Origin of the sequence: Marinobacter sp. (genome assembly GCF_052091845.1) — a bacterium.
Taxonomy (GTDB): domain Bacteria; phylum Pseudomonadota; class Gammaproteobacteria; order Pseudomonadales; family Oleiphilaceae; genus Marinobacter.
The window spans coordinates 1-18,597 of sequence record NZ_JBQDCO010000020.1 but is presented as its reverse complement, the minus strand read 5'-3'; the positions used below and the strand labels follow the sequence as shown (position 1 = coordinate 18,597).

Here is an 18,597-nt window from a genome sequence, read left to right as displayed (position 1 = left end):
CTGGTTGCGGGGTGTCGCCCCATCAGAACCGATACCTTTGAGATATAACAACCAAACAAGCTACGGCCTGTAACGAGGAAAAACTTAAGTGAACACATCGGAAGCCGCCTTTTTTTGGGGGTTCTTGCTGGTTTATGGCGTGGTTATGTACGTTTGGTCGCCGAAAAGCAGGAACCCGGAGTCTTTTTACAGAGGGGCTGATGACCAGGGCAATGCGGTTAGTCAGTGGTTGCTGACAGCCAGTATTTTTATCAGTTGGATTTTTGCCAAATCGGTAACCAACGCGGCGAATTTGGGAGCGGCGTATGGGGTTACCGGTGGCTTGGCGTATGCCAGTTACTGGCTTTCGATTCCAGTGGCAGGTTATATCATCTACCTGATTCGCACCCAAACGGGTGCCCGCAGCCTCCAGGATTTTCTTACGTCGCGGTTTGGGCGGCTGGCCGGGCTGGCGTTTGCAGCGGCTATATTGATTCGGTTGTATAACGAGGTCTGGAGCAATACGGCGGTTGTGGGTGGTTATTTCGGGCTGCCTGGTGAGTGGGAGTATTACGCTGCTGCTATGGTGTTCACCGCGTTTACGCTTGCCTACAGCCTCAAGGGCGGGCTGCGTTCTTCCATTTTTACCGATGTTATTCAAACCTTTGTGTTCGTGTTTTTTTTGGGCGCGGTGCTATTCATGATCATTCCGGCTAACGATACGTCTGCGTTGCTGAGCAAAGGCGAGTTCCGACTGAATGCGGGGTTCGATTTGTTATTGGTGGCGTTGCTACAGATGTTCAGTTATCCGTTCCATGATCCGGTGCTGACGGATCGGGGCTTTGTGAACAACGAAAAAACCATGCTCAAGAGCTTTGTGGTGGCAGGCGTATTGGGCTTTGTTGCGGTGTTTGTTTTCAGTTTGGTGGGGGTTCATGGGCGCCTGAATGGTATCGATGCCATGGGTAATGCGCCGGTTGCTGTTGGGCAGTCGCTGGGGATGGCGGCGTTGTTTTTTATGAGCGTGGTGATGATGACTTCTGCCGGCTCGACACTGGACTCTACCTTCACCTCGCTAGCCAAATCTCTGGCCGTTGATTTGCCGCGCCTGGCGCAGCGGGCAACAAACCGGTTACCGAGCATGCGAGTGGGCGCAGCGGTAATGATTGTGTTCGCGTTGATTGGCAACCTGCCCATGTTTGCCGGTACGGATATTCTCAAGGCTACCACCGTGTCTGGCACTATGGTGATGGGTCTGGCACCGGTATTTCTGTTCTACGGGGTTGCTCGCTGGTCGCCATGGAGCTTTCACCTTAGTTTCTGGAGTGGTCTGGGTCTTGGTGTTCTGCTGGCGGCTGGGCTGATTCCGGCAAGTTGGGCCATTGGCGATGGTAATTACGCCACGCTGCTGGGTGTGAATGCCTATGGGTTTCTGATCTGCACGGCGGGCTTCTTCCTGCCGCTGATCGCGCGCCGATTGGTTGGGAAATCTCTGGCAACGGGAAAAGTAAGGTAACGCAAGGGAGCAGTGATCACTTTGGGTTATGAGCTGGCTACGTTGAGCACTGGTGCGGGCCTGTCTTCCTGGATACCACTGCGTGTTACTTGGAGGACTAAATAATTCCTTGTTTGATGGCGATCCGGAATCTCCGGCCAGGGGCCTTTATGCCGCGGGTTCATGGGATAATTCGGTCTATTCATCGGGTGTGCACGACCGTTTCTTGAGGCTGCATTGATAATCCCGACTTGAAATATAGTTCGAGGTCTATATAATTTAAGCCTAACTTTTTGAGGCGAACTGACCACGTTATGACATCAAAAGGATCGAATACCACCGCCATCAACCTTCGCACACCCGTTAAGGATGATGGCAACAGGCTTCATCAGCTGGTAACAGAATGCCCCCCTCTGGACGCCAACTCAATTTACTGCAACCTTCTGCAGTGCAGCCATTTTGCCGAAACCGGCGTGGCGGCGGAGAAAGACGGCGACCTGGTCGGCTTTATCTCCGGGTATATCCCTCCCCAACAGCCCGACACCGTTTTTGTATGGCAGGTAGCCGTTCACGAGAAAGGGCGTGGACAGGGCTTGGCCAAGCGGATGCTGAAAGAAATTGTGGCCCGGGATGCGTGCAAAAACGTGACCCATATGGAAACCACAATCACCGCAGATAACGAGGCCTCATGGGCGTTGTTCCGTTCGTTTGCGCGGGATATGGGCGCTGACATTGTCGACCATGAGCACTTCGAGAAAGACACCCACTTTGGCGGCAAGCACGATTCCGAATTTTTGCTGCGTATTGGGCCGTTTACCAAGAACTCCTGATGGCTTTTCGGGGCTTTGGCGGTGGCGTGAATCACATTCGTGTTTTTGATGATTTTCGAGCGCCCTACCCGCTGATGTACCCCGCCACAGAGTTACTTTTAACGAATTCTATTTAAAAGCCGAACAGGCTAAGAGGAAATATAATGGACGTTTTCAAGAACGAATCTGAAGTACGTGTATACAGTCGCGCTTTTCCGGTGGTTTTTAATCGCGCCAAGAACGCGCACCTTTACACTGAAGACGGCAAGCAATATCTGGATTTTCTGGCAGGTGCCGGTTCACTGAACTACGGTCACAACAACGATATCCTGAAAAAAGCTCTGCTTGAGTACATTGAAGCCGACGGTGTGAGCCAGGGTCTGGATTTGTACACCACTGCCAAGCATGGCTTTATGGAAGCCTACAAGAAATACATTCTGGACCCCCGTGGTCTGGACTATAAAATGCAGTTTACCGGCCCAACCGGTACTAACTGTGTAGAGGCAGCCCTCAAGCTGGCCCGTAAAGTAAAGGGGCGCACTGGCATTATCTCGTTCACCAACGGTTTTCACGGTGTAACCACTGGTGCGGTTGCTGCAACGGGTAACAAGCATCACCGTGGTGGTGTTGGTGCGCCTCTGAGCAATGTGGATTTCATGTTCTACGACGGCTATCTTGGTGAAGATGTAGACAGCCTGGCAATTATGGACAAGCTGCTGTCTGACAGTTCGTCCGGTGTTGAGGTGCCTGCCGCAGTTATTGTGGAAGCGGTTCAGGGTGAAGGTGGCTTGAATGCGGCCCGTGCTGAGTGGCTGAAAGGTTTGGAGACTCTGTGTAAGAAGCACGATATGCTGCTGATTCTGGATGACATCCAGGCAGGTAATGGCCGCACCGGTGAGTTCTTCAGCTTTGAATTTGCAGGCATTACTCCTGACATCGTAACCGTTTCCAAGTCTTTGAGTGGCTATGGCTTGCCGATGGCGGTGGTGCTGCTCAAACCGGAGTTGGACATCTGGGGCTCGGGTGAGCATAACGGTACCTTCCGTGGTAACAACATGGCGTTTATCACGGCCCGTGCTGCCATAGAAACCTATTGGAAAGACGACGCGTTTGCCAACGAAGTGAAGGAAAAGATTCAGGTTCTGGGCGACGCGCTGCAGGCAATATGTGATAAGTACCCGAACGAGTTCACAATGAAAGGTCGTGGCTTGATGCGTGGCATTGAAGCCAAAAACGCAGAATTGACAGACCCGATTACCTCGCGTGCGTTTGAGCATGGGCTGATCATCGAGACAAGTGGCCCGAATGATGAGGTAATCAAGTGCCTGATGCCGCTGACAACCAGCAAGGACGACCTGAAACTGGGCGCCGAAATCCTGGGCAAGAGTGTGGATGAAATCATGCAGGAAGGAATCAGCAAGGCGTCGTAAGGCGCCTCTGCCATCAGGGACATTCATTCTGCAGGGTAGCCAAGGTTGGAAACTATGAGTAGCCAATTACATACCGCCGAGAAGATCGGCGGTACCTCAATGAGCAATTATGAGGCTGTACGCGATAACATTATTGTCGCGAAGTACAGCAACGAAGAGCTTTATCAGCGCATTTTTGTTGTGTCTGCCTATGCCGGCGTAACCAACGAACTGTTGGAGCACAAAAAAACCGGCGAGCCCGGTGTTTACGCGCTGTTTGCCGATGCGGAGTCAGACTGGGCCTGGGCAGATGATCTTACCAAGCTGATCCAGTTCATGACGGACATTAACGGTGAGCTGTTTGAAGACCCCATGCTGAAGCAGCAGGCGGATCAGTTTATTACTGATCGCATTGAAGGGGTTCGCGGTTGTTTGATCGACCTGCAGCGCCTCTGTTCTTACGGCCAGTTTCAGTTGGAAGAGCACCTGCTAACGGTTCGTGAAATGCTTGCGGGCATTGGCGAGGCGCACAGTGCCTTCAACACCACCTTGAAGCTGCAGCAAGAGGGAATCAATGCACGCTTTGTGGATCTGACCGGCTGGCGCGACACCGAGTTGCTGCCGCTGGATGAGAAGCTGAAACAGGCGTTTGATGCGGTGGACCTCACCCGTGAGCTGCCCATTGTTACCGGCTACGCCCAGTGTCAGGAAGGCTTGATGCGCACCTTCGACCGGGGCTACAGCGAGATGACGTTTAGCCGAGTGGCGGTTATTACCGACGCCCGCGAAGCCGTCATCCACAAGGAGTTTCACCTGAGCTCTGCCGACCCCAACATTGTGGGCGCTGAAAAAGTGGTCCCGTTGGGTCGCACTAATTACGACGTGGCCGACCAGCTGGCGAACCTTGGTATGGAGGCGATTCACCCCCGTGCCGGTAAAGGTCTACGCCAGGCAGAAATTCCACTGCGAGTGATGAACACGTTCGAGCCAGAGCATACCGGCACCTTGATTACCGGTGACTATGTGAGCGAAAAGCCACAGGTTGAAATTATTGCTGGCGCCAAAGGTGTGTTTGCAATAGAGGTGTTTGATCAGGACATGCAGGGCGAACCGGGCTCCGATCGTCGTATTCTGGATATCCTGAGCCGCTTTAAAGTGCGCTTTATGGCCAAGGACACCAACGCCAACACGATCACCCACTATGTAGGTAGCACGCTTAAGCACGTTAAGCGGGTAGTGAAAGCGCTGAAAGGGGAGTTCCCTAACGGTGAAGTCAGCACCCGTAAAGTTGCCATGGTTTCCGCCATTGGCAGTGATATGAAGGTGCCAGGCATCCTCGCCCGGTCGGTTAAGTCGTTGGCAGATGGAGAAATCAGCGTGTTGGCTATGCACCAGTGTATGCGCCAGGTTGATATGCAGTTTGTAATCGATGAAGACGATTACGAAAAAGCGATCATTGCATTGCACGGTGTTCTCATTGAACCGCACAACCATGAATACGCGATTGTAGCTGCCCAGTCTTAATGGCAGCCAGGATCACAGTGCCAGGGAGCGGCACAGGCTATGCTGGGGGCATGCAATCAAGTGGTCGTTAACCATGCCCACCGCCTGCATAAATGCGTAAACAATCGTTGGTCCTACAAAGGTAAACCCTGCCCGTTTAAGCGCCCTGGACATGGCTTCGGATTCCGCAGTGGTGACTGGTACTTCCTCAATGCTGCGCCAGCTATTCTGGATGGGGTTGTCTTCCACAAACGACCAGAGAAAGCGGGAAAATTCAGTGCCTTTCTCCTGCAAATCCAAATACCCTTTGGCATTTTTGATAATCGACTGAACTTTCAGTTTGTTCCGCACAATCCCCGGGTTTGCCAGTAATTCTGAAACTTTTTTGTCATCGTACTGAACGATTTTTTCCGGATCGAAATAATCGTAGGCAGCCTGATAGTTTTCCTGCTTGCGCAGAATAGTGATCCAACTTAGCCCTGCTTGCTGGCCGTCCAGGCAAAGCTTCTCGAATAGCGCCAGGTTGTCATATTCGGGCCGGCCCCAAACCGTGTCATGGTAATTCACATAAAACGGATCGGTGCCGCACCAAGGGCAACGCCCGGAAGCGGGCACGGTTTCGTTTTTGTCGGCAATGGGCATATCTCGTTACTCCGGTGCCGTTATCAGCATTTTGAACGAATTCGGCGCTGAAACATCGGCTCCCAGTGTGTATCCAGTGGTTCCGCTTTGCTCAGATTGTAATCATCGGGCGGCGGTTCCAGCAATGTGATTGATGGCCACGAGCCAGGCTGATCATCGGCCGTTTGCTTGTATACCAGTGTGGCCAGGAACCCCTCTGTGTAAAAGCAGCAAGCCTGCCAGTGGTCATCTGGCTGGTCACCATAAAGCTCAAAGTTTCGGCGCACTTCCAGGGACTGTAAGTTACCAGCAATACCCCGGCCAGTGGCTTTTAACCAGGCCTCTTTTAAAGTCCAGGTCCGCAAAAAACTGTGAGGATCGTCTTCTTTGAACAACCACTCCTGTTCAATGGGGGAGAACCAGCGCTTAACCACTTTTTGCCAGTGGGGGTGTCGTTTGCTGGGCTCGATGTCTATTCCCAGCGCAGAGCCGTACTGAGTGCCGCAGGCCGATAGCCCGTGGCTGTGGCTCAGCGACAGGTGCCAACCTGCGGGGCTGGCGGAGGTGGTTGGGCGCCCCTCCTCCGGCCAGCACTGGTCGGGCCTTACAGAGCCTGCTTTACCCAGCGCCTGGCGTATCAGCCAGCGGCTGGTGAGGAACTCCGACGCCCGGGTGTTGCTGAGCCCGGCAAACCTCTTGCGCTCATGAGCCGTTAGCCAGTCAGGCGCAATGGCCGGAACTTGTCCGGTTTGGTGGCACAGCTTGATAGCCGGCTTCTGCCGAACGCCTGTGGAATCAGGGTTGAAGTCGCTGGATGAGCCAGTCATCGCCTTCCTTTACGTATTCAAATCGATCGTGGAGGCGGCTGGGCCGGCCCTGCCAGAATTCGATGCGCTCGGGCACCACTCTGTAACCACCCCAAAAATTAGGTAATGGCACTTCGCCTTCGCTGAATTTGCGTTTCATTTCCGCCACTTTTTGTTCCAGAAGCCCGCGAGACGTGATGGCTTTGCTTTGCTCGGAGACCCAGGCACCAATTTGACTGCCCCGTGGGCGCGACGAAAAATACTTAAGCGATTCGGTTTTACTGACCTTTTCAACCTTGCCCTGAATGCGCACCTGGCGATTCAGACCAATCCAGGGAAACAGTATGGCGGCCCGTGGATTCTCATCCATTTCGTGAGCTTTGCGGCTTTCATAGTTGGTATAGAAGACAAAGCCCCGCTCATCGAAATACTTCAGCAGCACCGTACGCAAGTCGGGCATGCTGTCGGCACCGGCCGTAGCCAAAGACATGGCGTTGGGCTCAAGAATACCGGCTTCCCGGGCCTCGCCAAACCACCTTTCGAATTGCTCAACCGGGCTGCCGCTCAGTGCTTCGCGATCCAGTCCCTCACTTTCAAAGTCGCGACGCATATCGCCGATATCCATAACCTCGGGCCCTCGTTGTCTGATCATCAGGCGTGTTCTGACGGGTGGTTTACGAACGTTCAGGATATAGAGTTCACATGCACCTGTCAGCGATGGCGGCATAGTGGCTGACAAAAGGGGGGTGGGCCGACTATCCTTATGTAGTGGCTTTATCAGGAATGCATATCCGAAAGGAGAAACCAGTGGCCCATAGCCGTCAGCACAGTCATCTTCCCGGAAACCTGGTGATCGGTGCGCTCGTACTCATCGTGTTGTACAGCCTGGCGGGGTTTTTGCTGCTGCCCTGGTGGTTGAAGCGTGCTCTGCCTGATCAGTTGGAGAAACACATGGGGTGGCAGGCTGAGGTTGAGGATGTCAACAGCAACCCGTTTGCGCTCAGTGTTGAGGCCCTGAATCTGTCGGCCCACGATGGCGATAACGAAAAAGTGGTTGGCCTCGATCGCCTGTATATCAACCTGAACTTTTTTAAACTGTTTCGAGGCGTTGTCGGATTTGAGGCCATTGAACTGGAGGAGCCATTCATTCGGCTGGACCTGCTTGAAGACTACAATGTTAACGTCGTGCGGGATTTTCAAGCGGCCAGCGCAGGCAAAGACAGCCCGTCACCAGAGCAGACTGAACCAGAAGAAGATCAGGCACCGCCTTCGCTGTATTTTCAGCAGTTCACGATTAACGGGGGCGAACTACTATTCCGGGATTTTACTCAGCCTGAAAGGGCAGAGTTCCGGATTACACCGCTGGACCTTACTCTGAACGACCTTGCCACCTGGCAACGAGATGGCCAACGAAGCGACTACCATCTGCAGGCGGCCCTGGGAAATCAGACCATTGAGTGGCAGGGTAGCCTCAGTGTTGCACCGCTGTTTTCCAGCGGCAGCCTGGCTGTTTCAGGCATGGATCACAACATTATCGGGCATTTCCTGGCGCCCTACCTGCCCTATGACCTGCGTGGCGGTAAAGTCACTGTGCGCTCAGATTATGAGCTTCAGTTTGCCGATACCCTGTACCTTTCCACCAGCAATGGCCAATTGTCCGTGAAGGAATTGGCGGTTGCTCTGAATAAGCAAAGCGAGCGGCCCCGCTTAACAACGGCAGCCATTGCGATAAAGGATATCGGGTTTGATTTGAATGCCCGTGAAGCCAGTGTCGGGCCGATTTCCTTCGAGCAGCCTGAAATTGCAGTGGCCCGTAACAAAGCGGGAGAGATTGACTGGGTGGCCGCGCTTACCGCTTTTGCGAACAACAATGAAACGGAAGAAACGACGGCAGGCGTATTGCAGCCAGAAGCGAATGATCAAGCTTTCCGCTGGTCGTTGGCAGGTATGACTGTTTCTGATGGCCGCGCGCTTTGGCAGGACCAGCAGCCGGGCCAGCCGGCAGAGCTGGCGCTGGAGCAGTTGTCGCTTTCCACCGGAGGTATCAGTAGCGAGATGGAAGAGCCCATGTCGTATAAGCTTCAGGCAACTCTTGCCAGCGGCGGGCAACTCTCGTTGAACGGCCAGGTGACGCCTGAGCCATTTACTCTGGAAGCGGCTGTTTCCGGCGCAGACATCATGTTGCCCGCGTTTGAGCCTTATGTGCAGGAGACGGCCAATCTTGCAGTGGCTGACGGCAAGTTGGGACTGGATGGGAATCTGGATCTGGATGGCCAACAGGAGCCCTTAACAGGTACTTTCAGCGGCACGGCTGAAGTTGCAGGCCTGAACCTTCAGTTGCCGGGCAGCAGTAAACGGTTGATATCATGGAAAACGCTGCGTTTGGCGCCCATTGAATACAATGTATATCCGGCCAGGTTGGAAATTGGCACCATCACCCTGGCTCAACCCGCCATCAACCTGGTTCGTAACGCCAATGGCGTGCATAACGTAGAGCAGATTGTTCCAGCGCCAGAATCTGGCGAGGCCCCTGCAGAACCGCAACAGGATGCAGGCGAAGAAAGGCAGTTTATCTTTCGCATTGGCCAGTTAATGCTCGAAAAGGGTGAGCTTGACTATACCGACCGAACCCTGGACCCGGCTTTTACGACCACGCTAGACCAGCTAAATGGCACGGTAACTGGTCTTAGTAACGTGTCGCCCCAGCAGGGAAAGGTTTCCCTGAATGGCCGTGCAGGTGGTAGTGCCAGCGTTGAGTTTGATGGCGACATTGGCACCTTGGGTACAGACGAAACAAGCAATTTGAAATTAACGATGAGCGGCTTGTCGTTGCCTGGCCTTTCACCCTATCTTGGACATTATTTGGGCTACGGAGTAGACAGCGGCAAGCTGAATCTCGATTTGGATTACGAGATTACCGGCAGCCGGATTGATGGCTCGAATAAAATCGTTGTGGACCGGTTGGGGCTGGGGGAACCCGTAGCCAGTGAAGATGCAATCAATGCACCTGTGAAGCTTGGGCTCGCCTTACTCAAGAACAGTAACGGCGTTATCGAAGTAAACCTGCCAGTCAGCGGCAATATGGATAGCCCTGAGTTCAATGTTGATCAGGTGGTTATGGGAACCTTTGTAAATGTGCTTGCCAAGGCTGCAACGTCACCCTTTAGTGTGCTGGGTTCGATTGCAGATCTTGCCGGCTTGAGTGGTGAAGAACTGGGCCAAATGAGCTTTGAGCCAGGCACAGCCAAACTTGCTCCGGGCGAGGCCGATAAGCTGGCCGTTCTGGCGGAGGCGCTGCACGACCGCTCCGAACTGTTACTGAATATCCGGGGTGGCGTGTCGCCTTCTGCCGATGGCGTGGTGCTTTTGCATGATGAGCTGGCAAAGAGCCAGGATGGAGGGCTTACCGAGCAGGACTGGAAGGAGGCCCGCGAGGCCTATCTTGCAGGCGAGCGAACACTGGCAGCGCCCGAGGCACTCACGAATCTTGCCAATGGCCGGGGGGCGATGGTTCAGGACCTACTGCGAGATACCCACGGGGTTCCGGCTGAGCAGTTGTTCACGCTGGACCCGTCCCGTGACGCTGAAGTGACGGACGATGGCAACGTAGTCGTAGAGTTTACTCTGGACGTTCGCTAAACAATTGCCGTCTTACACCAAACAGCTATAAAGGAACTCGGCGCGTGCCACATGCCATGAGTCATTTTTTTGCTTACGTTTCCCGCCTGCGCTGGATCAAACGCTGGGGGCTGATGCGCAACGCCATTGAAGAAAACGTCGCTACGCATTCCTGGGAAGTGGCCACGCTGGCCCACGCATTGGCGTTAATTCGCAACCGGCACTTTGGCGGGCAGGTGAATGCCGACAGAATCGCTGCTGCGGCGCTCTACCACGATGCAACCGAAGTGATCACGGGAGACATGCCCACACCCATCAAATATCACTCCAGGGTAATGCGCGAGGCTTTCGGTGACATTGAACACAAAGCAGAGGCAGAGTTGCTGTCATTGCTGCCGGCGGACCTGCGTGAGGATTTTTCACCGTATTTGCGGGAGTCCCGGCATACGGCACAAGAGCGCGAGTTGATCAAAGCGGCAGACCGTTTGTCAGCATGGCTTAAATGTCAGGCAGAAGTGCGTGCGGGTAACCGGGAGTTTGAACCGGCAGAGAGGCAAATCAGGCAGAAGCTTGAGCAGGAGTCGTTGCCAGAGGTGATGTACTTTCTGGATGTATTTGCGCCCAGCTACGATGAGCCGCTGGACAACCTGCTGGGCTGATGCCAGAAGGTTGTCCAAGGGTTTGTGAAGGCTTAAACGTTGCCAGCACCGCCAACCAGCCCGCCACGCAGGCCGTCTTTTTGCAGCGACTGACGAACCACATCTTCAGGGCTACCGGCCAGCTCCCGGAACATACCCATGGAGCCCAGCAAAGCAGACGATTCGTAGGGCACAAACACCCGTTCGCCCTCCTGGGCCATGGTCGGCAATATCTTGATGTAGCTTTGCCCCAGCAGATAACCGATAACCGTTTGCTTGTTTTCTTCCGAATCGCCCATGGCGCTAAGCACCAGACGAATCGATTCCTGTTCACCCTGAGCCCGTAAAATGGACGATTCTTTGTCGCCCTCAGCGTTAAGAATGGCAGATTCTCGCTGGCCCTGGGCCTTGGCAATGGCCGCTGTTTTCTCACCCTCCGCCTCGGTGACTGTGGCTCGACGCTTACGCTCGGCGGCCATTTGCAGGCGCATGGCGTCTTCAACTTCTTCCGGCATATTTATGTCCTGAACTTCCACCCGGGTGAGTTTTACACCCCATTTAGAGGCTGCTTCTTCCATTTCGGCCTGAATGGCATTGTTCACCTCAGCCCGGGATTCAAACAGCTTATCCAGCTCCATTTTGCCCACCACCGAACGCAAAGTGGTTTTAGCCAGCACTTCTACTGCCTGGCTCATGTTGGCCACTTCATACACGGCGCGGCGAGGATCGATGATCTGGTAATAAAGAGCGCCGTTGATTTTCACGGTGACGTTGTCGGTGGTTACCACCGGCTGTCCCGGGAAATCCATAACCGTTTCCCGGCGGTCTATGCGGGTTTCATCGCTGGTCATCGGGTGGTACTCCTCGCCCATGCGCATGTAGCGAATCATGGTGATTGGGCGCGGCCGTTCAACAAACGGAATAATGATGTTCACGCCGCTTTCCAAAACCCGATTGAAAGAGCCCAGGCGCTCAATAACCATCACTTCAGACTGGCGGACGATAACCAACCCTTTTGCGATAATGAAAACGCCGATGGCGACAACAATCAGGCTGATGATCAACCCTGGTGTGAGATAGGATTCCATGTTTACAGTTCCTTGTGTGTGTCTAATTGTACAATGGCGGTGGTGCCATCGAATTGTTTGAAAATAACGTCGGTTCCTTCCGGAAGGTCAGTGGCGCCGGTTGTTTCGTCCCGCAGGCGATAAAAATCGCCGTTGACTTTGATACCTGTCGCGCCGTCGAAATCCCGCTTCAGGGTGTGATAACGCCTGCCCTGCTCAACGCCGGTACCTGTGGTGCCGTAAGCGACGCCTTTGGGTGAAAATCGAGGGCGAATCCAGCGGATAGCGATAGGCACCAGCACGCCCGAGAACGCGCCCATGCCAACAAGCTGCCACTCGAACGATAGGCCGGTGAATGCCAGCACAGCGGTTAAAGCTGCGGCAATGCCCAGTGCGAGCAGCAGAAGCACCCCGGATGTCAGTTCAGCCAGGCCTAATATGAGGGCCAAAATTAGCCAGAAATGCGTAAGGCTCCATTCCATACAGAAAATCCGCAGATTCAGGGTTTAAGAGATCCAGGAGGCAGAGGCCACTGGAGAGTCGGAATTGTACCCAAAAGTTGGGGCCGAGTCAGAATGGCTCAAGCACCATGCAAAGCAGATTGCCATAGTCGGATTCAGGGGCTGGCTGAAATTTCCGTAAGGGGGCAGAAGGGCCACTGGCTTGGCTGCCCAAGTGCGGTATTCTTACAGTTGTTATTCTGACACCGGAAGGAGCCGCATTTTATGTGCGAACTACTGGCCATGAGCGCCAACACGCCCACCGATCTTTGTTTCAGCTTTACCGGCCTGACTCGCAGAGGGGGCGACACCGGCCCACATAAAGACGGCTGGGGCGTGGCGTTTTACGAAGGCAAAGGTGTGCGGGCCTTTCACGATGTGGATGCAAGTTCAAACTCCCGGCTCGCCGAAGTGGTTCAGACCCACCCTATCAAAAGCGAAGTGGCTATTTGCCACATACGCCAGGCCAATGTGGGTGAGATCTGTCTGGCTAACACCCACCCCTTCAAGCGCGAACTCTGGGGTCGGTACTGGGTATTTGCCCACAACGGGCAACTTTCTGAGTTCCGGCCATCACCGGGATTTTACGAACCGGTGGGTGACACAGACAGCGAGGCGTTATTCTGCGATATACTCAATCATCTGCGCGAGCACTGTGATCGAAACGATCCGGTTGAGGGTTTGACAGAGCATTTGGTTAAGCTGTCGCAGATGTATGCGGCCCAAGGGGTTTTTAACCTGTTGCTGAGCAACGGCGATTGGCTGTTCACCTATTGCACGACCAAAATGGCCAGCATTACCCGCCGCGCACCTTTTGGCCCGGCAAGGCTGAAAGACGCCGACGTTATTGTGGACTTCGAATCTGAAACCACCCCGAACGACATTGTAAGCGTGATCGTTACCGAACCATTGACCAGCGATGAACAGTGGGACATCTACCAGCCCGGGGAGTGGCGGTTATGGCGCAAGGGGATTGTGGAAGCGAAAGGCATTGCGGTGAGCGGGGTTGCCCAAGAGCCGGGGTCGTAAACCCTGCATCCCGGCCCGCCACTGTGCCCGCAGGACTTGCGGAACAAGGGGGCTGGCCCCATATATATAAAACCACGAATTTAATCGTCACCGGGTCCCTTTATGGTTAATCGACAAAATACTCACAGCGTGTTGCTGGGATACTTAATCTGGATTTTCGGGTTTCTTGGCTCCCATCGTTTTTACTACGGCAAGCCCATAACGGGAACAATCTGGTTTTTCACCTTTGGCCTGTTTTTCATCGGCTGGATTATCGACCTGTTTTTGATTCCATCCATGGATGCGCAGGCAGACAGTCGGTTCCGTGAGGGTGACATTAACTACAGCATTAGCTGGTTATTGCTGACCTTTACCGGTGTTTTCGGTTTGCATCGAATGTACATGGGCAAGTGGTTTACCGGCATTATTTACCTGCTGACCGGTGGCTTGTTCCTGATTGGTATTCTTTACGACTTCTGGACGTTGAATGAGCAGGTTTCAGAGCGTAATCGCGATGTGAAGAGGTGGTGACCAAGACGTTTTTGACACGTTGGAAGGGTTCGCAGGCCTGACCACCAGCAGTACCGGCTGAGATGACGGTGCGAGTCATATCCGAAACATTCAGGTGCGTGGCGTTACCAGTCATCAGACCCTCATCAATGGCATTCGCATGTATAACACCACGTTCTCGGGCAGTATCGTGCGGGGCGTCGATAATCTGGAATCGGTGGAACTACTGCGGGGACCGGCGGGCCTGTACTACGGTTCGGCCCAGCCTTCAGCAACACCTGAAGATGCCTGTTACGAACTCGCTGGGCTGACCCGTGCGCAAGGCGTAGAACTGCGCTTATCCGGGCAGTTGATGGATGGCTGGGTTGCACAAGTCGGCTATTCGTTTACCGATACCAAATACGTCGATACAGACAATGAGTTTGCCGAGGGCCGTAGCGTGAAATACACCCCCCGCCACAGCCTGGCGCTCTGGAACAAGTTTCGCGTACACCGCAGTGCGTCGCTGGGTGAGTTCAACCTGGGCCTGGGCATGAGGGCCTGGTCGGAAACACACGATTCATGGACGGACACAGGCACCAACTGGAACCCCGGTTATGGCCTTGTGGATCTGGGCGTGTTCTGGGACAAGGATCTATCAGCGAGTAAGCGGCTGAAGGTGTCGCTCAACATCAGCAATCTGTTTGACAAGCAATGCCGAAGGCTATGAGGGAACCCAGCGTGCCGAACTCAGCGCCGCTACGGGCGAACGCATCCGGGCGCGTGAGACGCTCGGAGGCAACGTTTTATATCGCTTTCACTACCAACTGCACGCCATTCCAAAACTTTGGGGGCGATGGATTGTCGGGCTTGCGACCGGCTTCATGCTGGTGGCACTGATCAGTGGTGTCATTGTCCACAAGAAAATCTTCAAGGATTTTTTTACGTTTCGGCCGCGCAAGGGGCAGAGGTCCTGGCTGGATGCGCATAATGTCACCTCGGTTCTGGCACTGCCTTTCTGCTTCGTGATTGCGCTCAGCGGCTTGATATTGCTTGCCACGGAGTTGATGCCCTGGGGTGTCAACGCAGCCTATGATGGCGACCGCCAAACCTACAACGCTGAGAGGCGAGGTCTTGGTACGGCAAATAACGGGAGCGCAGCCACTACAGGCCAGGGTAAGGATGTGCGCTCGCAGCCAGTCCAATTGGCGCCAGCGCCGCTCACCAATATGCAACCGGTATTGGCGGAGGCCGAACGCCGCTGGCCCGAGCGCGGGGTGGGTACTATTGTGGTGAACCAGCCGGGCACCAGTCAGGCCACGATCGAATTGCGCGAACAAGGTGGTGACAGCATGGTCAATCGTGGGATGGGTGAGCGCCTTATTTTTAATGGTGTAAGCGGAGAGCTTCAGCAAGCACCGGGCATTGCTGCGCCACCAGCTGCGAAGGCTGTTTATAACGTGTTAACCAGTGCCCACATGGGTCGGCCTCGCATCCCTTTGCTGCGTTGGCTGCTGTTTTTTTCTGGCATTGTTGGCACAGCCATGGTGGCCACGGGCATGGTGCTCTGGATTATCAAACGCTCACCCAAGCGTAAAAAACTTGGTTATACACCCTGGACGCATCGCTTCGTCGAGGTAATGAATGTGGGTGGCATTGCGGGGTTATCGCTTGCCACGGCCGCCTATTTTTGGCTCAACCGGCTTATTCCCGGCGAACTGGCCGGCCGCGCAGAGGCAGAGGTGTACGGTTTCTTTACGGTGTGGTGTTTGACCTTTGTATATGCGCTGGTGCGGCCGTACCGCCAGGCCTGGCGGGAACAAATGGCGCTCGCTGCGTTGATGTTTGTACTGCTGCCGGTGATCAACCCGCTCACTGGTGGCAATGGCCTGGTGACTGCGATTGCAGCGGGGCAATGGAGCGTTGCCAGCTTCGATCTTGCCATGCTTTTGCTCGCAGCGTTGCATGGTTTAGTGGCTTATAAGCTGCGTAACCACCTGTCAGTAGCCCCGTCGCACCGTCGAACACCTAACACACAACAGCAACCAAGAGCTGAGCAGGTGGTTACAGGAGGCCCGCTATGAGCACCTGGCTGGCACTGGCGCTAAGTTACGCAGGTTTTGCGTTTCTTGCGATGGCGATGAAACGCTATGCGCTGGACATGCTGGGGTATGTTTTGACCTTGGGGAAACAGCGCGCCGCACGGGTGACAGGAACAGCCCTGCTGGTTATATCTCTTGTGCTGTGCGTGCACGTTTGGGGAAGTTCGGTAGGTAGCACAGTTTGGCTCGTGTTGCTGACATTAAGTGGGCTGGGGTTGGGGCTCCAGCTAACGTACAAACCGCGTCAGGTTATACTGTTTGCCATGGTGCTGGCCTCACTCGGGTTGACGGCAAGTGTTTTTATCGCTTTATGAGTGCGCGCCATTTAAAGCTGCCCAGGTGCTCCTAACCAGCTATCTGTCGCAGCATCTGCATAGGTACCCGGTAACGTACACCCCGGAATTTACCGGTGCCATCCACAGTGCAAGTCTTGCGGTTGACCCTTACAATTTCACCTTGAAAGCGGCGCAAACCGTGATCGAAGCACACCGCTTCACCCACATTCCAGCCTGTCCTCTGAGGCCCTGAGTTCGACAACTCAAAGGCTTGCCCTGGCAAAGGTATTGCGGCCCTGCCCGCTCTGTCTGCCAGTTCTTTGCGTACCGCCGCCGCTCCGCCACTTGCATGCATTTCATCAAGAATTTTGTAGAAGTGCCGGTTGTGAACGGAACCACGGAATCGTTGCCCTGCGCTGTGTTGCAGCAAATGCGCAAACTCGTGACAACAGGTGTGTGCCAGCAGGTTAAGCGTGCTTAGCTCGCCGCCAAAATAACCCCGCTTGTGGATCTCCCGGGCAGAGAGCCAGCCACTGGCTGTATCTGGTTGGTGTTTGGCCTGAATCATGCGCAGGCCATAGGTAATCTGGTGCTGCTTGTATTGTGGATCAAAACGGTGATAGGTGGCTTGGCCAGAGCCGACTCGGCAAATCAAGGTACTGTTGGAATCACGGCTTTTTACCCAAGCGGCGGCGGGTTGCCAGAGAGTGCTTTGCGTAACGTCGCACATGAGTTCGCCGAGTTGATGCGTTTGAGATGTCGGGTGTTTCATGTCAGTCGAAGGACTACACGCCTCATGATTTAGTAAATAGGGAGAGATATCATACCAGCTAATTTACTAGATTCTCGGTGACGAGCCAGGCAAAACGTCGCCAGATAACCATAAGTGGTGGCAGTTTGTCTGAATGCGGCGAATTAAATTCCGGGCGAGACAGACCTGGCAATCTCATCGAAGATATCTTCCGGGACGGGCTCAACCCTTTTCCTTTTGATAGGTGGAAAAAGAGGGGGTCATGGCTCCCCTCTTTTTGACATCAAAGCGTAAGTTACGCCTCGATTGGCGAACGCCAGTCGTCTGCACCGGAAGTACCGGCAACAGCGTGTTCCCAGGTTACTTTACGGTAGGACAGAGAAACCGTAACCAGCTGCGTGAAATCAGCGCTGGCCGTGTCCTGGCAGTGGGGCATGCTGCAGTTGATGTCGATGATGGTGGCGTCTTCCAGGATGGTAGAGAAGAAGTGCTCCTGCTTGCCCTCGACAGACGTGCGGTACCACTTAAGTTCAACCTTTGGCAGCATTTCGCCGGAAGCCAGAGCGTTGTACATCAACGGTGTGGATTTGTTCAGTGCCGATGTAAATTTGAACGGCTTGTGTACACGCTGACCGGAAGGCTGGCCGGACTGGGGGTCTGTAGGCACAGTGACAACGTGGCTGAATTCCTGAACCAGTACTTCGTCTTCGTGGCCTTCAACGTAAATGTTACCAACAGAGTCGGAAGTGAATGCACCAGCGGTAATGTTGCCCTGGGTTTTGCCTTCGATAGCGATATAACAAGGAGTTGGCATAGTCTGCTCCGTGACGTTTGAATGAGTTTTTGTCCTTGGGTGTTCCCTGGACGACAAAGATGTAAACAAACTCCATGCCAGGTTTGAAAAGTATTTTTAAAACAATCGTTAATGAATATTTTCTGGGTTGGTTGGCCATGGCGGGCAAGCTTGTGCCCGGCTTTTGAGCGAGGAATTGCTGACCGGGCGAAAACTTGCCCGGCGAGGGGTTAACGCAGGCTGAACCTGACCGGCAGTGCGTAACTGAAGGTGCGGCCAGCCATGTCATCTGGCACAGGTGGTAAAGGGGCTGCTTGTTCAAGCATCGCGAGGGCTGCCTTATCAAGCAGAGAGTGGCCGGATTTTGTGCGCAGGCTATGGCCGATGAGTGAGCCGTCCCGGCGGAACTTGAAGGTTATAACGGGGGCGCCTTCTTGCCCCAGCCTGCGAGCGCGACGGGGGTATTCGTAAAACCGGGATAGATGCCTGCTGAGTGTCGCAAGATAGTCATCGACCGCTGAGGGGTTGCCTGCATTTTGCAAGGGTACCGAAGACTGCGATTGAGCTTCGCCACTTTCTTGCGATAGCTCAGGCGTCTCGCTTGCGGACGTTTCTGGCGGATTCTCTGGCTGCTCCTGTGGTGTTGTTTCTTGCACTTCAGGCACGGACTCCGCTACCGTTTCTGGTTCTGGTTCTGGTTCTGGTTCTGGTTCTGGTTCTGGTTCTGGTTCTGG

The 18,597-nt window shown here is 54.2% G+C and carries 19 protein-coding genes; 11 read left to right on the top strand and 8 right to left on the bottom strand.

What is annotated here, in order from left to right:
- Nucleotides 1–88: 88 nt before the first annotated feature.
- The 4 genes from ACTHYN_RS08350 to ACTHYN_RS08335 all read left to right on the top strand — a co-directional run bounded on the left by ACTHYN_RS08350 (nt 89) and on the right by ACTHYN_RS08335 (nt 5,216).
- Nucleotides 89–1,495 (top strand): sodium:solute symporter family transporter, encoded by a 1,407-nt coding sequence (locus tag ACTHYN_RS08350; RefSeq protein WP_441811992.1) that lies wholly within the window; start codon nt 89–91, stop codon nt 1,493–1,495.
- 293 nt (nt 1,496–1,788) lie between these two features.
- Nucleotides 1,789–2,304 carry a diaminobutyrate acetyltransferase gene (ectA, locus tag ACTHYN_RS08345; protein WP_441811991.1) on the top strand — a complete coding sequence of 172 codons (516 nt, stop codon included), beginning with the start codon at nt 1,789–1,791 and terminating at the stop codon, nt 2,302–2,304.
- 143 nt (nt 2,305–2,447) lie between these two features.
- Nucleotides 2,448–3,713, top strand: coding sequence for a diaminobutyrate--2-oxoglutarate transaminase (ectB, locus tag ACTHYN_RS08340; protein ID WP_441811990.1), 1,266 nt, complete (start codon nt 2,448–2,450; stop codon nt 3,711–3,713).
- Between the two features lie 54 nt (nt 3,714–3,767).
- Nucleotides 3,768–5,216, top strand: a complete 1,449-nt coding sequence (locus ACTHYN_RS08335; protein WP_441811989.1) for an aspartate kinase — start codon at nt 3,768–3,770, stop codon at nt 5,214–5,216.
- 12 nt (nt 5,217–5,228) lie between these two features.
- Here ACTHYN_RS08335 and ACTHYN_RS08330 read toward each other — a convergent pair whose 3' ends face one another.
- Genes ACTHYN_RS08330 through pdxH form a run of 3 tightly spaced genes read right to left on the bottom strand, consistent with a single transcriptional unit; the run spans nt 5,229 to nt 7,247 of the window.
- Nucleotides 5,229–5,837: a DNA-3-methyladenine glycosylase I gene (locus tag ACTHYN_RS08330; protein WP_441811988.1), complete on the bottom strand. Its 609-nt coding sequence runs from the start codon at nt 5,835–5,837 to the stop codon at nt 5,229–5,231.
- A gap of 23 nt (nt 5,838–5,860) precedes the next feature.
- Nucleotides 5,861–6,643 (bottom strand): 4'-phosphopantetheinyl transferase family protein, encoded by a 783-nt coding sequence (locus ACTHYN_RS08325; protein ID WP_441811987.1) that lies wholly within the window; start codon nt 6,641–6,643, stop codon nt 5,861–5,863.
- Nucleotides 6,612–7,247, bottom strand: coding sequence for a pyridoxamine 5'-phosphate oxidase (pdxH, locus tag ACTHYN_RS08320; RefSeq protein ID WP_441812026.1), 636 nt, complete (start codon nt 7,245–7,247; stop codon nt 6,612–6,614). Before pdxH ends, ACTHYN_RS08325 begins: the two co-directional genes overlap by 32 nt.
- A gap of 182 nt (nt 7,248–7,429) precedes the next feature.
- On the opposite strand from pdxH, the gene ACTHYN_RS08315 reads away from it, so the two are divergent.
- Together ACTHYN_RS08315 and yfbR are read left to right on the top strand one after the other, a co-directional pair.
- Nucleotides 7,430–10,261 carry a DUF748 domain-containing protein gene (locus ACTHYN_RS08315; RefSeq protein WP_441811986.1) on the top strand — a complete coding sequence of 944 codons (2,832 nt, stop codon included), beginning with the start codon at nt 7,430–7,432 and terminating at the stop codon, nt 10,259–10,261.
- A 56-nt stretch (nt 10,262–10,317) separates the two neighbouring features.
- Complete coding sequence (gene yfbR / locus ACTHYN_RS08310; RefSeq protein WP_441812025.1) at nt 10,318–10,899, top strand: 5'-deoxynucleotidase; 582 nt, start codon at nt 10,318–10,320, stop codon at nt 10,897–10,899.
- A 32-nt stretch (nt 10,900–10,931) separates the two neighbouring features.
- Here yfbR and ACTHYN_RS08305 read toward each other — a convergent pair whose 3' ends face one another.
- On the bottom strand, nt 10,932–11,966 hold the full coding sequence (locus ACTHYN_RS08305) for an SPFH domain-containing protein (RefSeq protein ID WP_441811985.1): 1,035 nt from the start codon (nt 11,964–11,966) through the stop codon (nt 10,932–10,934).
- Between the two features lie 2 nt (nt 11,967–11,968).
- Entirely contained in the window at nt 11,969–12,427 is a 459-nt protein-coding gene (locus ACTHYN_RS08300) for an NfeD family protein (RefSeq protein ID WP_441811984.1), read from the bottom strand.
- A 243-nt stretch (nt 12,428–12,670) separates the two neighbouring features.
- Here ACTHYN_RS08300 and ACTHYN_RS08295 point away from each other — a divergent pair, with 243 nt between their 5' ends.
- The 5 genes from ACTHYN_RS08295 to ACTHYN_RS08275 all read left to right on the top strand — a co-directional run bounded on the left by ACTHYN_RS08295 (nt 12,671) and on the right by ACTHYN_RS08275 (nt 16,358).
- The gene (locus tag ACTHYN_RS08295; RefSeq protein ID WP_441811983.1) at nt 12,671–13,474 is read left to right on the top strand and encodes a class II glutamine amidotransferase; all 804 of its coding nucleotides are present in this window, start codon (nt 12,671–12,673) and stop codon (nt 13,472–13,474) included.
- A 102-nt stretch (nt 13,475–13,576) separates the two neighbouring features.
- On the top strand, nt 13,577–13,984 hold the full coding sequence (locus tag ACTHYN_RS08290) for an NINE protein (RefSeq protein WP_441811982.1): 408 nt from the start codon (nt 13,577–13,579) through the stop codon (nt 13,982–13,984).
- A gap of 79 nt (nt 13,985–14,063) precedes the next feature.
- Nucleotides 14,064–14,672, top strand: coding sequence for a TonB-dependent receptor domain-containing protein (locus ACTHYN_RS08285; RefSeq protein WP_441812024.1), 609 nt, complete (start codon nt 14,064–14,066; stop codon nt 14,670–14,672).
- The gene (locus tag ACTHYN_RS08280) at nt 14,647–16,026 is read left to right on the top strand and encodes a PepSY-associated TM helix domain-containing protein (RefSeq protein WP_441811981.1); all 1,380 of its coding nucleotides are present in this window, start codon (nt 14,647–14,649) and stop codon (nt 16,024–16,026) included. Before ACTHYN_RS08285 ends, ACTHYN_RS08280 begins: the two co-directional genes overlap by 26 nt.
- Nucleotides 16,023–16,358 (top strand): DUF3325 domain-containing protein, encoded by a 336-nt coding sequence (locus ACTHYN_RS08275; protein WP_441811980.1) that lies wholly within the window; start codon nt 16,023–16,025, stop codon nt 16,356–16,358. Before ACTHYN_RS08280 ends, ACTHYN_RS08275 begins: the two co-directional genes overlap by 4 nt.
- A 31-nt stretch (nt 16,359–16,389) precedes the next feature.
- On the opposite strand, the gene ACTHYN_RS08270 is transcribed toward ACTHYN_RS08275, so the two are convergent.
- The 3 genes from ACTHYN_RS08270 to ACTHYN_RS08260 all read right to left on the bottom strand — a co-directional run.
- Complete coding sequence (locus ACTHYN_RS08270) at nt 16,390–17,049, bottom strand: hypothetical protein (protein ID WP_441811979.1); 660 nt, start codon at nt 17,047–17,049, stop codon at nt 16,390–16,392.
- A gap of 316 nt (nt 17,050–17,365) precedes the next feature.
- Nucleotides 17,366–17,884: an Hcp family type VI secretion system effector gene (locus ACTHYN_RS08265; protein WP_441811978.1), complete on the bottom strand. Its 519-nt coding sequence runs from the start codon at nt 17,882–17,884 to the stop codon at nt 17,366–17,368.
- Nucleotides 17,885–18,093: 209 nt separating this feature from the next.
- The coding region (locus ACTHYN_RS08260; RefSeq protein WP_441811977.1) for an energy transducer TonB at nt 18,094–18,597 on the bottom strand (504 nt) is incomplete at its 5' end.